This is a genomic window from Paenibacillus stellifer (genome assembly GCF_000758685.1).
GTDB lineage: Bacteria > Bacillota > Bacilli > Paenibacillales > Paenibacillaceae > Paenibacillus_AQ > Paenibacillus_AQ stellifer.
Genome location: NZ_CP009286.1, coordinates 1167902 through 1183631, shown reverse-complemented (window position 1 = coordinate 1183631; position 15730 = coordinate 1167902). Strand labels below are relative to the sequence as shown.

The following is a 15730-nucleotide window of genomic DNA, read 5'->3' as shown; positions in this document are numbered from 1 at the left end:
AATTCTCCAAATTTGTGGAAAATGCGAGCATGAAGCCTTCCTGGGAACTGCCTCGATAAAAGCATCATACAAAAGAAAAATCACAATAACAAGTTATCTTTCAGAGTGTGAACGGTTACACGATAAAAAAATCAGCATATTTTTTTTATTTTTCCCTGTTTATTCCGTCTGAAAACGGGTATAAGGGAACCCCCATCTGCCATAAAGTTCCACTGCATGTAAAGGCTATGTTCTATTACTTTCCTGGCGGCTGCCAGCTATACCCGCATTGCCCGTCAGCATGATGCCACCGCAGGCATGATCGACTCCCCCTCCGCTTCCGGCTCTCCATTCTCACTAGGTCCGATTTCATCACCCGAAATTTGGCACCCATGGGCGACTGGACCCTTGTGTTATAATGATCCCGACATTGGACCCGCCGGCCCGGACCGCAGATAGGCCATATGGAATCCGGTGATCCGGGCCGCTTCCGGCCGCTAAGGCCGCTATGTATGTTATACCCAAGATTGCAGGTGGGATAACAGTCCTATTGGACGAGATATGCCAATAGATTGAATAATAGACCTGAATTCAATCTTCTCCATGCCCCACTCCTTACTGTCGTCCCCGTTCTTCGCGGTAAGCAGCCAGCAGCTCTTCGTATTCCGGCCTTCGGACCAGGGTCCGCCCGTCGGGCGTCGCCGCCTTCTGACCCAGCCGGAGGTGAATCAGCATCTGGCCGAATGTGTACCATTCCATTTCCGTCCCTCTCTTCTTTAGTACTGTCGCTCCGAAAGACCTGCGGCGTTCAGCTTCTCACAGCCGGCAGCTTGATGATGGCTTCGGTTCCTTTCCCTTTGGTGCTCTGGAATTCAATGGACCCCTCCATCGCCTCGATAATACGGAAGGAGACCATAAGCCCAAGGCCCGTTCCTTTTGTTTTGTTGGAGAAATAGGGCTCTCCAAGCCTTGCCAGTTCGCTTGCCGTCATACCTTCTCCCTTGTCGCGGATGCTGACAATGACGAAATTCCCGGATTTCCAGGCGACAATGGTCACGAGTCCGCTATCCTTATGCGCTTCGATCCCGTTCTTGACCACATTGATAAAAGCCTGCTTGAGCTTGGGCGCGCTGACCTTCACATACAGCTCCTCCTCCAGATGCAGCTCGATTCTGCAGCCCTGCGTCTGGGCCAGCGGAAGAAGAATGCCGGCCACATGCCGAAGTTCGCCGCCGAGGTTCACACGGTCCACCTTATCCATCTCCGGCTTGGCGAAGGTAAGGAAATCATTGATGATATGCACCGCCCGGTCCAGCTCCGAGATGGCCAGCTGCAAATATTCCTTCTGCTTGCTGTCCGACCCGTCGCCGATAATCTGCAGGAAGCCCCGGGTAACCTGGAGCGGATTCCGGACCTCATGCGCAACCGAGGCGGCCAGCTCGCTGATGATTTCCATTTTCTCCGAACGCTGAAGATCGTTATTGAACTTCTCCAGCTCCTTGGAGTACTCCACCACCTGCTCGTGAGTCTTCGCAAATTGGCGCCCCAGTATGACGATTAGCGAGATCAGAAAGGCGACAAATCCCCATTTCCACCAGTACAAGTAATAGCGCTCGCCCGATGTATAGAAGATCAACAGTTCAATCAGTGCCGTCATTGCGAATGCCGCAAACCCCGAGGTGAAAATAATCGCTTCAACGTTGTGCCTCACAGCATAACGCACCGCAAGCGTCAACAGAAAGACAAATTGAAGCATCATTAATATTCCCGTGATATAGATCGTGAAAATATTATAGATTCCGTTCAGATGGTAGGAGGACAGGATGTTCAGCAGGCTCAGCGATATACACAAGAGTGAATATCCGATTTGAAATTTCCTCAGCTTGGTCACTAGCCTGTGGCGGCCGGAGCCGAACAGCTTCTCAAAATAGAAGGTGAAGGACGGTAGCAGCGTAAAGAGCGCCAAATCGAAGAAAATATCCTTCCATCGTTCCTTCTGGCCGACCAATAACGAGAAGTAAGGGGAGTAGTAAATGATCAGCACTCCGGACGACAGCATGATCAGCATCAGCAGAAATCCGCTGGCGAACAAGTTTTTCTTAAGAAACATCGCACAGATACCCAGAATAACGGCGGCAAAAATCAGCGATCCGCCGATCACAAGATCCATCAGTGCTTCATTCAAATAATAATTCAGCAACTCGTTGTTGCCGCTCACTTCAAATTCCTCCCCTTGGATATCCAGACGGCTTCCGGGCCAGGGTATGCCTGTCCTGCCGATTAAGCACATCATAATTCAGTATAGGTATAGGGCCATTGTCCCTTTGACAGTGTCGGTCGCTCTTCTCCCGTGGCATAGATCTTCCGGTACGGTGAAAGACTAGTTGGGAATACAGGAACCGGAGGCTGCATGGATTCGCTCGCCTTTGGGAGGGTATACATTAATATAAGCGTTATCTGTACGCTTGAAATACGGAAGGAGGAGCGCTTGATGAAAGACCCCCGGGTCAGGAACGATGCCGAGGACGAAGGCCTCATAACCGAACGCGATATCGATGACAAATTCGGCCTGTTCCGGGAGGGTTCCTTCCCGGATTCCCTGCCGGACGAAGATCAAATAGACGCGATACGCCATGCAATGCCCAAGGATAAACACGCCGGGACGGCGACACCTTGAGATAAGGAGCTGAATAATAATGGCTAACTTCAATAAAACGGAAGCCGACTTCGAGTATGAGCGTTATTCGAAGCTGCGCGACACCTCTCCGGAACAGGATATTCCCGCAGACGATATCCGTCTCGTCGGAACGGAGACGGCCCAGAGCCTGAGCGGGGAAGCATCCGGCAGCATGCGGACCCCCATCGAATCGGCCTTTGCCAGCCATGACCGGACGGGAAGCGGCGCACCCGATGAAATCGGCCTGTTCGCCCCGGATGATGAGGTTCTCGCGCTGGACCGCGAAATGGCGGAGGATGTCGGCTTAAGCGCTCCCGCCGCTGCCAGCTTGGCGTCTGATTCTCCCCTGGACGACGGGATACTGAAAGGGCCTGCCCCCGGAAGAGACGAGCTTTTAAGCTCGGATACTTCCTTCGCGGCCGCCGCGGCCGGGCTGACCCAGGGGACCCTGGATTACGCCGACGACGAAGCGGCATATGAGGATGGGACAGATCCTCTGCAGGATGTCCCGGACGCCGAGACAATCGCGCCGGGAAGCCCGGTTGACCCGTCCTCCCCTCCGATTGACGTTATGCCGGGCACGGATTTGCTCAATGGGTCAACAGGCGGGGAAGACGATTAGGGCGGGCCTCCCTGTTGCTTCCGCTTTCCTGAAGCGTATAAGCATTCCCCAGAACTAGGTTTAGCCGCCGGATACAGGTCCGGCGGCCTTTTTTTTTTGGAATAAAAGAATTTTAAGTTTCGGGTCGCGGCAAAGTATCCAGGCTTGGCTATCGAAGCTAAGGCCCACAGAGCGGGGCCATGATACCCAGTAACATCCTATTATTGTAAACCTGTTTAGAGTCTCTGCCAATCCCGATTCTTCATTTAATTTTACAAAGTTGAACCGGACAGGTTATGATGACTTCGATAGTACGATTATAACCAAAGATTTATAAGGAGAGAGATGAACAAGTGAAAACAACGCGTCCGACACGCACCCGATTATTTGCCATTTGGGCGTTTCTGGGACTGGCTCTGCTCGTGCTGATGGCAGGCTGCGGCAGCAAGCCCGAGGCTTCCGGCGGGGCGTCGGCTTCCCCTTCCCCGGCTTCCTCTGCAAAAGGCAGCAGTTCCGCAGATCAGCCTTCGGCGAGCGCCAGCCATCCCATCGTAACGTTCGAGATGCAGAATGGCGGCATCATCAAAGCCGAACTGTACCCCGAAGTCGCGCCCAATACGGTCAATAACTTCATATCCCTGATCAACAAGGGATTCTATGACGGCCTTATTTTCCACCGGGTGATCCCTGGCTTCATGATACAGGGCGGCGATCCGGAGGGGACAGGCACCGGGGGACCCGGATACAGCATTAAAGGCGAGTTCCTCGCCAACGGCTTCACCAATGATCTCAAGCATACGCGCGGCGTGCTGTCGATGGCCCGGGCGAATGATCCCGATTCCGCCGGCTCCCAATTCTTCATTATGACCGATGCGGCGGAGTCTCTTGATGGAAGCTACGCGGCATTCGGCAAGGTAACCGAGGGAATGGATGTCGTAGACGCCATCGCCGCGCTGGAGCGTGACAGTAACGACCGTCCCAAAGAGCCGCCTGTTATCAAAAAGGTGACGGTGGATACGCTGGGCGTGAGCTACCCCGAGCCCGTGAAGGTACAGTAGAAGGTTCAAAAGAAGTTTCAATAGAATCATCAAATTAAAAAAGCCTCCTGATTTCAATCCGGCACAGCCGGCAGTGAACAGGGGGCTTTTGGTGCTTGTTCAGCTTTCAACTTTGACGTGACATGATCCGGCGATGACTTTAGGGCCGCTTTCTGCTGATGATGTGATGGCCGTCGCGCAGGAAGGTGCTGCGGCTGTTCTTCAGCAGGGCGATCCGTTCCTCGGCCAGATGGTCGGCCGCCGCGTGCGGCGGAATGCCCTTCTGCCGGGAAATATCAAGCACACGCGTAATGTTGTCGTAAATTTTCGACACCTGCTTCAGCGCGCGCTCTTTGTTGTAGCCGTTCAGCTCGTCGGCAATGTTGATCACGCCGCCCGCGTTGATCACATAGTCCGGAGCATAGACGATGCCGCGTTCATAGAGCGCGTCGCCGTGGCGCGGCTCTTTGAGCTGGTTGTTGGCGGCGCCTGCGACGACTTTCGCCTTGATAAGCGGCAGCGTCTTGTCGTTAATGACCGCTCCGAGCGCACAGGGCGCATAAATATCGCATCCTACCGAAGCGATATCCTTCGGATCGACCGCCTTCGCTCCGTAAGCCTCTTCGGCCCGCTGTACCGCTTCCTTGTTGATATCGGTCACGATCAGTTTCGCGCCTTCTTCCTTTAAATAGCCGCACAGCGCGAAGGCTACGTTGCCGACACCTTGAACCGCGATGGTCCGCCCTTCGAGCGAATCGCTTCCGAAAGCCACCTTCGCCGCAGCCTTCATTCCGCGATATACGCCGAAGGCCGTAACTGGCGAGGGATTGCCCGAAGAACCGTACGACTGGGAGATCCCCGTCACATAATCGGTCTCCTGGTGGATGATATCCATATCGTCTTCCGTCGTGCCGACATCCTCCGCCGTAATATACCGTCCGCCGAGTCCCTGCACATATCGGCCAAAGGCGCGGAACATCGCTTCGTTCTTGTCTTTTCTAGGATCGCCGATGATGACGGTCTTGCCGCCTCCCAGGTTAAGCCCGGACACCGCATTCTTGTATGTCATGCCCTTGGCCAGACGAAGCGCGTCCACAATCGCTTCTTCCTCCGTGGCATATGTCCACATCCGGGTTCCGCCCAGAGCCGGCCCCAGCGTTGTATCGTGTATCGCGATAATGGCTTTCAGTCCGGACGCCCGGTCCTGGCAGAACACCAGCTCCTCGTAGTCAGCCTGTCCCATCGCCGTGAAAATATCCATATTCTCCAAATCTCCCGTCATCTAAAAATCCGGCATATCCATTTGGCAGCCATACCCAAATTAGTACACCGGAGCACAAAAGTCAAACGCCCGCCTGGAGCCTATTCCCAATACTGGTCGGGCCGGTATTCGATTTCCCGTTCAGCCGTGACGGTCAGACTGCCTGTGCTCTCGTCATATTCAACCGGGTTGTCTCCGACATAGTACCAATGCTTCACGACCGGCGCGCCTTCCGGCTCCTCGAACCGGAACACGTTAAGCTCGGACTTCAGCTCCAGCACCTGACGGCCCTGGTCCGGCGTTACGCCCCGGATGGTCAAGCGCGTCAGACCGCCGTTCTGCTCGAAGCTGTACGCCAGTCCGTACTCGCTGCTCAGCAGCGTCCGTCCCGTTACGGCATGCTTGACCAATACTCTCTCCTGCTGGCTCATCTTCTGTTCCTCCATTCAGACGGTTTCCTTATCAAGACGGCTGCTTATGGCAGATCAATCAGCATGATAAAAGCGGGCTCCTCCGCTTCAAGCCTGAGCTGCTCCTCGCCTGAAATCCGGGCGGAATCTCCATAGCGCAGTCTGGCTTCTCCTGCCGAGAGCGTTCCTTCTATAACATATACAAAAATACGCCGGTCCGGCCGCTGCCGAAAGATCTCGCTCTGGCCGGCGTGCAGGCGTCCCAGATAAATGGTCAAATCCTGTCCGATATCCACTGCGCTGCCTTCGCCGCCGTCCGGAGTGACCACCGGCAGCAGCGCGCCATCCAGCCTCTCCGCCGGGAATTTTCCCGCCCGGTAGGATGGCTCCTTGCCGCGAACTGCGGGCATGAACCAGAGCTGCAGCAGGCGCACCGGCTCGTCCTGTGAAGGGTTATGCTCGGTATGAATGACGCCCGTTCCGGCCGACATGCGCTGGATACCGCCGAAGGTGCTCTCCGCCACATTCCCGAGATTATCCTCATGACGGAGCACGCCGGACAGAATGATCGAGACGATCTCCATATCGCTGTGAGGATGGGCGCCGAACCCTCTCCCCGGGAAAATAGTATCGTCATTGCATACGCGCATCGGACCGAATGCGGTATTATCGGGATCGTAGTACTCGCCGAAAGAGAAAATATGGCTGCCTCTCAGCCATCCGTGATCGAACCGGTGGGCCGACTCGGCCGGGTATACCTGGATCATCGTCATCATCGCCTCCTGTTGATTGGTCTGGAATTTCTCGCTTATGGGCTGCGAACGGCCCAAGGCCGTTTCACACCGATTGTAGCACGCAGCGGAGTCCTGTTCCAAACCGGCGGGCGAAAGGCGGTCTTAACCGCTCGGGAAGTTCGCAGACGCTAATGAACCCCCGCCGGCCGGCGGGGGTTCATGATTAACCAGGCGCCGTTTGAGCGTCCGGGAATTATATACGATTCAGAGGAATCAGCCTTTGAATTCATTGTAGAAAGTCACGTCTGACAGCGGGAGCCGGGTGGTGCGCCGGCCTTCACCAGCGGCATAGCCCACGGCAATCAGCATGACGTTGACATAACGATCCGGAATCCGGAACAACTCACGGAAATCCTGCACATTGTATCCGCCCATGGGAACCGTATCATAGCCTCTCGCCTTGGCGGCAAGCATCAGCTGCATGGAGATCAGCCCGCCGTCCACCAGCGCGATGTCCTTTTGAATTTCCGGACCGAAGCTGGAATAAGCGTTCCAGCTGTTCTCCGTCATACGGTTGCGGATCTCCGTAGTGGCGTAGCCCGCTTCAACGGCGGAATCCCAGATTTGATCGACATTGCGATAGGCTTCGCGGTCGCCCAGAACAGCGATGACGGCGGAAGCGTCCACAACCTGCTGCTGGTTTTTCGCGATCGGCAGCAGCTGCTCCTTCAACGCCTGATCCGTGATCACGAGAAACCGCCACGGCTGCAGATTGGAGGAAGACGGCGCCAGAATGGCATCGCTGAGCAGCTCGTTGATCTCCTGCTCGGAGATTTTCCGGCTTGGGTCATAACTTCTCACCGAATGACGCTCATGAATAACTTCTTGAAAAGATGGAGCAACTTGAACTTGATTTTCCATTGGATTCAGCCTCCCGGGATTCCCTTATATTCTGTGTAGTTAATAACACAGTTAACAACAAAAAAAATCTTTCGCCAACCTATCGCCAAATCACAATGTTCAATTTCCAGTTACAGCCTTAACTGTTGCGTAATAAGCACAGTATAGGGCGCCAGAACACAGTTGTCAATATCCGGCCCTTGCCGCCATATCGGCAACCGTATATTTCTTCAGCACACCAAGAACGCTGCTGTCCACCTCATCCAGAATATCGCCGAAAGCCGTCTTCATCTGTCTGCCGAATTCGTTCGTGCATGCCGTTCCGCTGACCACTTCGTGCCGGGCTTCGCCCACTTCAAGCGCACGGTACACCTCTGCCAGGGTAAGCTGGTCAGCCGCCATGTTCAGCATGTAGCCGCCATCTCTTCCTTCCCGGGTCACCAGAATCGATTCTTTGGCCAGCTTGGCCAGAATACGGCGCAGAAGCGTAGGCTCGGAAGACATCAGCTTGGCGATTTCACAGCTCGGGCACGTTCCGCCTTCCTTGGTCAGCACTACCAGCGCTTGGAGAGCAAGACCGAAAGATTTGTACTGCAGGGAGCCTATATTGCGCTTTGTCATTTGAGTCTCCTCCCTTCCATCATTCCCTTCATTGTAACAACGGTTATCCTTGCAGGCAACAGCTGAAGTTCATAAATCCGTAGCCGCTCCAAGTCCCGTATATAAAAGAGCGCCGCCGCCATTTCAGACGGTGGCGCTCTTCTGCGCTTACAGGGACAAGCTCCTTCGGACCCTTCCGGCCCTTTGGAGAGTATCCCGGCTGCTTCCTTGTAGGATGCCGCTCTTCTTACTTGGACAACGTTTCGGTCAGCACCGGAACGATCTGCGATTTGCGGGAGACAACGCCCTTCAGAAGGGCCTTGTTGCCGTCCAGCTTCACATTGTAGGCCTGCTCCACAGCTCCGGCCGCGCTGCCCAGCGCGATGCCGACGGAATCGCTGTTCAGAATGTCCGTGATGACGAACAGGAACAGGTCGAGGCCCTTCTCGTCGATGATGCTCTGAAGAGCAGCTTCAACTTCAGCCTGGCGGGACAGAACGTCGTTCGTATCCACGGCATTGACCTGGGCGATTACGACTTTCTTGCCGCCCATCGAGAATTCCTTCGCATCCAGATTAAGCAGTGTATCGATGCTCTTGTCGAGCAGGGAAGCGCCGGCTTTCAGCATGTCCAGCCCGTATACATCGGTATTCACGCCTGCGATTTCGGCCAGTTCCTTGGCTGCAGCTACATCCTCTTCCGTGCAGGTCGGGGATTTGAACAGCAGGGAGTCGGAGACGATGGCGGACAGCATAAGCCCGGCAACCGGCTTGCTGATTTCCACGCCGTTCTCCTTGTACAGCTTCTTCAGAATCGTTGCTGTACAGCCTACCGGCTCGGCACGGTAGTAGAGCGGATGAGCCGTTTCGAAATTCGCGATCCGGTGGTGGTCGATGACTTCTACGACGCGCACTTGATCGATATCGCTTGCGCTCTGCTGGCGTTCGTTATGATCGACGAGAATAACCTGCTTGGCTTCGCCTGCCACTTGCTCAACCAGGCGGGGAGCTTCGACTCCGAAGTAGTCCAGCGCAAATTTCGTCTCGGCGCCAACTTCGCCAAGGCGAACAGCCTCCACGTCCCAGCCCAGCTCTTTCTTGAGTGCGGCATAGGCGATAGCGGAACAAATCGTATCGGTGTCGGGATTTTTGTGCCCAAAGATCAATGTTTTTTCCATTTCCAAGCTCCTTACTTTGGTTTTTGTTCATTTAATATATCACATAATGATAGGGACAGGCCACAATCCGTGGAGCCAAATGGCATCGTTCCGAAGTATGAAAAAGACTTGAATACTTTGTATGTTACTGTTAAAATTATAGTAACTTAAGTTTAGTTAAAAACAAACGATTTGGAGGCATACGCCATGGAACTGAAAGGACTGCACCACGTATCCGCATTAACGGCCAAGGCTCCCGAGAATTATAAATTCTACACCGAAGTGCTTGGACTCCGGCTGATTAAGAAGACAGTCAACCAGGATGATATTTCGGTCTATCACCTGTTCTACGGAGATGAACGGGGAAATCCCGGCACCGAGGTCACCTTCTTCGAAATCCCGAACGCGGGCCGCAACCGCGACGGCAACAACAGCATATCCGCCCTGTCTCTGCGCGTTCCGTCGGATGCGGCACTGGCCTATTGGAAGGAGCGGCTGACGCAATTTGGAACGGAACACGGCGATATTGAGGAGCGCGGCGGCCGCCTGACGCTGTTCTTCCGCGATCCCGAAGGCCAACGTTTCTTCCTGGTCTCGGACGAGCATAACCGGGGCGTCGCCGCCGGGCAGCCCTGGGAGAAGAGCCCCGTTCCCCATGAGTTTGCCATAACCGGCCTCGGCCCCGCCTACCTTACGGTGGAGAGCGCCGATCTGACGGCCACAGTGCTGGAGCAGCTGCTCGGCTTCCGCCGGAAGGGAACCTATCCTTCAACCACCTTGGGCCAGCCGGATGTCATCGTCTTCGAAACCGGTGAAGGCGGCTCCGGAGCGGAGGTGCATGTTGAGGAACGAAACGATCTGCCGGGTGAGCGTCTGGGCCGCGGCGGCGTTCATCATGTCGCCTTCCGTGTAGACAACGAGGAGGAACTGCGGCGCTGGGTCGAACGCGTCCGCACCGTCCGGCTGCCCAATTCCGGCTTCGTCGACCGGTACTATTTCCGTTCTCTGTACTTCCGGGAGCCGAACGGCATTCTGTTCGAGCTGGCAACGGACGGCCCGGGCTTTGCTACGGATGAGCCGTTCGAGAGTCTGGGCGAAGCGCTGGCCCTCCCTCCGTTCCTTGAGCCGAAGCGCAGCGAGATTGAGGGGATGCTGAAGCCGCTGGATACGCGGCACTAAGCCTGTCCGACCTCTCCGCTGACGATCGGAACCAGCTCTGACAGCGAGCGGATTTCATAAGTCGGAACAATGCCGAGATCGGCCGGCTGAAGCCGTACGTTGAACCAGCAGGTGTCGATCCCGTAGGCATTGCCCCCCTTGATGTCGGACGAAAGCGTATCTCCGATAATGAGCACTTTGGATTTGTCCTCGGGACCAAGCCCGAGCCGGTTAAAGGCATAATCGAATATGCCCGGCTCGGGCTTTTGGCTGCCCACTTCCTCCGAAATGATAATATGCGAGAATGCGTCGTGCAGCTGGGAGCCCCGGATTCGCGAATATTGAACCTCCTTGATCCCGTTCGTAATGACGGCAAGCGTACAATCCGGAAGTGCAGCGCACAGTTCCAATGCCCCTTCCATCAGAAAGGACGCTGCGCAGAGATGTTTTAAGTAAGAATCGCTAAAGGCCCCCGGGTCCAGCTTGTACCCGTGCTCCGCAAAGAGCCGGGCGAAGCGCTCCACACGCAGATCGGCCGACGAAACCAGACCAAGCTCCATGTCTTTCCAGAGTGCCTTGTTAATCCGCTGATACGTGGTCAAGCAGGCTTCAAAGCACTCGGGCTTGCCGAACTCCCGAAAAGCCTCCTGAAGCGCATAGCTCTCTCCCATTTTGTAATCAAACAGCGTATCGTCCGCATCGAACAACAGAACCTCATACTTCATTCATGAAACCCTCCCGGCTTGAATGGAAATAACAGCAGACCCGCCGGCAAGCATTGGACAGGCAATACCCGGCAGAGCGATATGATAAGTCATGATATCTTTGTACATTGTAGCTTTCATCCGGTGAACCGGCAATGAAGGATAGCCCTGAATGGAGCATTAACGGCAAAACGGTAAAAAACCTTCAGCCCGCACAAGATGCGGTCTGAAGGTTCTAATCTTTAAGAGCAGGCGCTTAACAGCAGGGGCTTATCCGGAGATTTGATCCGGCCAAAGTGCTATTCCTCCGCGAAACCTGCGGCTTCCTCATCCGGCTGCTCCTGAATTTCGCAGGCCAGGCGGCGGTAAATTCCGATGATTTCCTCCATCGGCATCCGCACCAGTCCGCTTGAGGACGGCGCGACGAACTCGCGGACACCATCCACCACAGGCGCTGCGCCGGTTTGGAATCCCCAGTCAGCCTGTCCCCGGCGGCTGAACTCCGTGTAGACGCCTTTTCCTACGAAGCAGGCGATCTTCGGCCTGAAGCGTTCCAGCTTCACGCGGAGTTCTTCCCTTCCCCGGTTGTACTCCTCGCGGGTAATTTCCTCCGCAGCCCGGGTTGGACGGGCGACAATATTGGTGAAGCCGTAGCCCAGCTTCAGCAGCTCCCCGTCTTCGGCGGCTTCGTACAGCCGCGGAGTCAGCCCGCTTTTTTCGAGGATGCGCCAGAAGTTATTTCGCGGGTTCGCGTAATGATGTCCCTCTTCTCCCGACTTCAGACTCGGATTGAATCCGATAAACACAATCTGCAGGCCAACATCCAGATGATCCTCTACCGGATTCATTTCGCTTCCTCCTTCGCCTCACATCGCCCGATTGTCTGCCCCGCGCCGAATTTCTTGTCATACGATCAGGACTGCTTCAAAATCCCGGGAGGCAGCTCGGTTTTATTAATGCGGAAATACTCACTGTTGCCATTTGTATATTTCACCTTAATTATACAGCTGTTCGTGGTCGGCCTAAAGGAACGCCGCACCTTCAGAAGCTCGCTTATCTGCGCCTTATCCGTGACGGTCACCGTCTGATCCAGTGATTCGGCCTCCGCAAGGTAGGACTCAGGATCATAATTCCGAACAATGTTCGGCGAAATCCGGGCCTGATCGGCAAGCTCGACGGAGACCACATCCTTCGCCTTGATCAGCACACGGTCCGCGTACCCCTTCTCTTCCAGCCATGTGCCGAGCACCCGGTAGGAAGGCCTCCAGTCATACCAGTAGAATGAATAATTGCGTCCGATTGATTCATCCGGAAAGACCTGTATGTTAGCCAGCGAAGCCCGGTCATCTCTCTGATAATCGTCAAAGCTCATATGCAGGATATCCTGCTTCAGCAGCTTTTTAAACTCGTCCATATCCTCATCGGCGATCGTTGCGGTATGCAGCCCTGAATTCAGTTCAATCCGGGAATTCGGCTGATCGAGCTGGTCCAGTACAAATTCCTTGCTCTTATAGTCCTTCGATTCCATAACCGCCTTCAGCTCTGGCTCAAGACCCGCAACAGGAACCGCATACTGTCTCGAGAGGCGCTTGCCGTCCTTCAACTCATACACAATCGTAAATGCGATACTCGAACGCTCATACCAGGCCTTAGACGGATCGTCTTTCGGCTTTGTCTGCACCACCGCCTCATGCAGCTTGCGGACGGCTGATATATAGCCCGAATCGGAGACAAACGGATCAACGTCGTCAAAAGGGCTGCGGGCCCGGTTCATGTCAGCTGCGTCATTCCGGGAATCAAAATACTCCCAGTAATGTCCCCCCGCGTAGACGCCCTTGATTTGGTCCGAGGATGGAATCCGGTTCTCAAACCCGGTTAAAGGCGATACCGGCACATACAGGAGCACGCCGATAACTGCGGCATATCCAGCAAGCCGGATGGGGAGATTTCGGCTCCAGATTTGCCAGGTTTTACGGATGACCATTTCCGCTGCCGTATAGCCGGCCAATGCGCCGAGAGCATATCCGGCAAGGGCCCATCCGATCTGGCCTGCGCGCATTTGCGCGAAGTAGGTGCCGGCAATCAGCATGGCGCAGAGCATGACACCGCCCTTGAACAGCGGATTGAAATAGGTGAACGCCATCGCCTGTCCGGATGTCTCCGATGAGCGCTTGCGGTACAGCACAAAGGACAGCGCGGCGAAGACAAGCGTTAATCCGGCGTACAGGGCGGTTTCTCCTCCCTGGAATGGCGAGCCGCTTACGTTCATCATATGGAGAAGAAGCGACCAGTTATCTACACTGCGAGTATTCGATAATGACAGGAAACCGTACAGGTATAGATTCAGGTGGAACAGCACCATCTGCGACAGCAGGGAAGGCAGAATAAGCAAAATATAGGCCACAATTCCCTGGAGAACCGTCTGTCCGATGCAAATGCCGACAAATGCGGTAAAGACGAACAGGAACAGCGTCAGCACACTGACGGTCAACCCCCACCACCAAACTTCGGAAGCCCCATACTGGAACGGGTTGTCGCTCCAGAGCGACAGAAGCCCCGCAATGAGCGCCGTCAGCCATACCGGAATCAGCAGCAGAGCCGCCCCGCTCGCCAAATGATTGGCAAGGAGATGGTCCCGGCGCAGCGGCAGGCTGTGGGCGGCGTCCGCCGCTCCCTTATTCTGGAGATACCGGAACAGAAGCAGACCTGCACCGACCGGCAGCGTAGCGGTGAACAGCATCGTCAGAGCCCCGTTCACCATAAACAGGCTGGTGATTTCCCGTGCCGGGTTATCGGGATTTGCGGTCAGCAGCATTTGCAGCGGCAGCGAGAACAGCAGCCCGAGCAAGTAGATGACTGAAATCCAGCTGTGCTGCTTCACATCCTGCCGGATAACGCCCCGGTTAAAGAAGTATCGGCGAGATGTCATAGCCGGCTCCCTCCATTTCGTAAATAAAGATTTCCTCAAGCGTTAACGGAAGCAGGTCCAGCACATAGGGCTGGTAAGCGGCAAAAGCCTGTCGGGTCCGGGCCTGCTCTCCTTTTACAATGTAGAGACAGACGCTCCCCCGTTTCTCCTGATGTAGGATCGTCAGCCTGGATGTGATCGCGCTCTCATGGCGCTCGTCCCGGAACGCGACCTGCACCTTATGCGTATCGCTCTTCAGTTCATCCAGCTCCTTCTCGATCAACAGCTCGCCGTTGTGCATGATGCCGACATGATCGCACAGATCCTCCAGCTCGCGCAGATTATGCGAGGATATAACGGCGGTCAGCCCGCGCTCCGCAACCTCTTGAAAAAGCACGTTCTTGACCAGTCTGCGCATCACCGGATCGAGACCGTCCAGCGGCTCATCCATGATCAGCACATCGGGCATGCAGCTCAGCGCAAGCCAGAACGCCGCCTGCTGGCGCATTCCTTTGGACATGCGGTTCAGCTTGCGCTTGACGTCCAGCGGGAACAGCTCCCCAAGCTCTCTGAAGCGATTGCCGTTCCAGCCCTCATAGACCGATTCGTAGAACCGGGCCATCTGATGAATTGTAGCCTGCGGAAAAAAATAAGGATAATCGGGCATAAACCACAGTCTGCGCTTGATATCCGGGTTCTCGTACACCGGCGCTCCATCCATCAGCACGGTTCCCGTGTCCGGCCGGTAAATGCCTGCAGCAGTCTTCAGCAGCGTCGTCTTGCCTGCGCCGTTCGAGCCGAGCAGTCCGAATATGCTCCCTTTATGTATGTTCAAAGTGACGCCGGCGACCGCCTGACGGTCCTGAAATCTTTTGCTGACTTCACGAATTTCAATCATCTCCGCTCTCCTCTCCTCTCTTCTCCGACGCTTCCCGGTACAGCTCCCCGATCTCCGCATCTGTAAAGCCCAGGTAGACGGCTTCCGCCATCAGGCGCAGCAGCTCGCCCCGCAGCTCGGCCCGCTTGATTGCAAGACTTCCCTGCTGTGCCGGGGAGACGAAGCTTCCTTTGCCCGGACGGGAGTAAGTATAGCCTTCCCGCTCCAGCTCCCGGTAAGCCTTCTGGATCGTATTCGGGTTGACGGTGAGCTGCGCCGACAGCGTCCGCACCGACGGCAGCTGCTCGTCGGGTCTCAGAATGCCGTACAGGATCATTTCCTTAATCTTGTCCGTGAGCTGCTCGTAAATTGGCTTCCGGCTGCGGATATCCAGCTCGAACACGGTCAATTCCCCCTTCCTCTCATCTGCAGGACCGTATCGGACCCGCGGAGCAAGTGTGTTAACTGTACTATATTAAATAATACAGTTGTCCGTCAAGAAAAAATCCCCGTCTGCGCAATCCTGCGCTTACGGGGATGGAATCCTACGATATAACTGGTGATCAATCGGGAGCAGCCGTGCGGCGCCCTTTGCCCGCCGCACGGCTGCTCACCGGCATGGCTGGTTCTGGTTGTTAGCCAACAGATCCTTACTGCCGGCTGCTGGAAAAGCCAATGCGCTGTGCTATATGCTTTATGCCTCATGCGCTGTGTTTCACGCTCTATGC

17 protein-coding genes are annotated in these 15730 nt (G+C 55.2%); 4 read left to right on the top strand and 13 right to left on the bottom strand.

The window, feature by feature from the left end:
• Positions 1-594: 594 nt before the first annotated feature.
• Together PSTEL_RS27435 and PSTEL_RS05420 are read right to left on the bottom strand one after the other, a co-directional pair.
• Positions 595-738 carry a hypothetical protein gene (locus PSTEL_RS27435; protein WP_156995793.1) on the bottom strand — a complete coding sequence of 48 codons (144 nt, stop codon included), beginning with the start codon at positions 736-738 and terminating at the stop codon, positions 595-597.
• A 49-nt stretch (positions 739-787) separates the two neighbouring features.
• Positions 788-2197, bottom strand: coding sequence for a sensor histidine kinase (locus PSTEL_RS05420; RefSeq protein ID WP_052098210.1), 1410 nt, complete (start codon positions 2195-2197; stop codon positions 788-790).
• A gap of 273 nt (positions 2198-2470) precedes the next feature.
• Here PSTEL_RS05420 and PSTEL_RS05415 point away from each other — a divergent pair, with 273 nt between their 5' ends.
• From PSTEL_RS05415 to PSTEL_RS05405, 3 genes are all read left to right on the top strand, one after another.
• Positions 2471-2656 (top strand): hypothetical protein, encoded by a 186-nt coding sequence (locus tag PSTEL_RS05415; RefSeq protein WP_156995792.1) that lies wholly within the window; start codon positions 2471-2473, stop codon positions 2654-2656.
• Between the two features lie 19 nt (positions 2657-2675).
• The gene (locus PSTEL_RS05410) at positions 2676-3278 is read left to right on the top strand and encodes a hypothetical protein (RefSeq protein ID WP_038693998.1); all 603 of its coding nucleotides are present in this window, start codon (positions 2676-2678) and stop codon (positions 3276-3278) included.
• A gap of 332 nt (positions 3279-3610) precedes the next feature.
• Positions 3611-4315 (top strand): peptidylprolyl isomerase, encoded by a 705-nt coding sequence (locus PSTEL_RS05405; protein WP_425415256.1) that lies wholly within the window; start codon positions 3611-3613, stop codon positions 4313-4315.
• Positions 4316-4454: 139 nt separating this feature from the next.
• On the opposite strand, the gene PSTEL_RS05400 is transcribed toward PSTEL_RS05405, so the two are convergent.
• The 6 genes from PSTEL_RS05400 to PSTEL_RS05375 all read right to left on the bottom strand — a co-directional run bounded on the left by PSTEL_RS05400 (position 4455) and on the right by PSTEL_RS05375 (position 9376).
• The gene (locus tag PSTEL_RS05400) at positions 4455-5555 is read right to left on the bottom strand and encodes a Leu/Phe/Val dehydrogenase (RefSeq protein WP_038693996.1); all 1101 of its coding nucleotides are present in this window, start codon (positions 5553-5555) and stop codon (positions 4455-4457) included.
• Between the two features lie 101 nt (positions 5556-5656).
• A complete protein-coding gene (locus PSTEL_RS05395; RefSeq protein WP_052098209.1) occupies positions 5657-6001 on the bottom strand; it encodes a hypothetical protein in 345 nt (114 codons plus the stop codon).
• Between the two features lie 29 nt (positions 6002-6030).
• Positions 6031-6732 (bottom strand): pirin family protein, encoded by a 702-nt coding sequence (locus tag PSTEL_RS05390; protein WP_038700185.1) that lies wholly within the window; start codon positions 6730-6732, stop codon positions 6031-6033.
• Positions 6733-6972: 240 nt separating this feature from the next.
• Positions 6973-7620, bottom strand: coding sequence for a nitroreductase family protein (locus tag PSTEL_RS05385; protein ID WP_038693994.1), 648 nt, complete (start codon positions 7618-7620; stop codon positions 6973-6975).
• A gap of 165 nt (positions 7621-7785) precedes the next feature.
• Positions 7786-8220: an RrF2 family transcriptional regulator gene (locus PSTEL_RS05380; protein WP_038693993.1), complete on the bottom strand. Its 435-nt coding sequence runs from the start codon at positions 8218-8220 to the stop codon at positions 7786-7788.
• A gap of 226 nt (positions 8221-8446) precedes the next feature.
• Positions 8447-9376, bottom strand: a complete 930-nt coding sequence (locus PSTEL_RS05375; protein ID WP_038693991.1) for a manganese-dependent inorganic pyrophosphatase — start codon at positions 9374-9376, stop codon at positions 8447-8449.
• Positions 9377-9562: 186 nt separating this feature from the next.
• Here PSTEL_RS05375 and PSTEL_RS05370 point away from each other — a divergent pair, with 186 nt between their 5' ends.
• Entirely contained in the window at positions 9563-10534 is a 972-nt protein-coding gene (locus PSTEL_RS05370; protein WP_038693989.1) for a ring-cleaving dioxygenase, read from the top strand.
• Here PSTEL_RS05370 and PSTEL_RS05365 read toward each other — a convergent pair.
• The 5 genes from PSTEL_RS05365 to PSTEL_RS05345 all read right to left on the bottom strand — a co-directional run bounded on the left by PSTEL_RS05365 (position 10531) and on the right by PSTEL_RS05345 (position 15405).
• Positions 10531-11238, bottom strand: a complete 708-nt coding sequence (locus PSTEL_RS05365; RefSeq protein ID WP_038693987.1) for a YjjG family noncanonical pyrimidine nucleotidase — start codon at positions 11236-11238, stop codon at positions 10531-10533. The genes PSTEL_RS05370 and PSTEL_RS05365 overlap by 4 nt on opposite strands.
• A 278-nt stretch (positions 11239-11516) precedes the next feature.
• Entirely contained in the window at positions 11517-12065 is a 549-nt protein-coding gene (locus PSTEL_RS05360) for a mismatch-specific DNA-glycosylase (protein WP_038693985.1), read from the bottom strand.
• 65 nt (positions 12066-12130) lie between these two features.
• Complete coding sequence (locus PSTEL_RS05355; RefSeq protein WP_038693983.1) at positions 12131-14146, bottom strand: DUF6449 domain-containing protein; 2016 nt, start codon at positions 14144-14146, stop codon at positions 12131-12133.
• The gene (locus tag PSTEL_RS05350; protein WP_038693981.1) at positions 14121-15023 is read right to left on the bottom strand and encodes an ABC transporter ATP-binding protein; all 903 of its coding nucleotides are present in this window, start codon (positions 15021-15023) and stop codon (positions 14121-14123) included. The genes PSTEL_RS05355 and PSTEL_RS05350 overlap by 26 nt, the downstream gene beginning before the upstream one ends.
• Positions 15016-15405 carry a GntR family transcriptional regulator gene (locus PSTEL_RS05345; RefSeq protein WP_038700183.1) on the bottom strand — a complete coding sequence of 130 codons (390 nt, stop codon included), beginning with the start codon at positions 15403-15405 and terminating at the stop codon, positions 15016-15018. The genes PSTEL_RS05350 and PSTEL_RS05345 overlap by 8 nt, the downstream gene beginning before the upstream one ends.
• Positions 15406-15730: the final 325 nt, after the last annotated feature.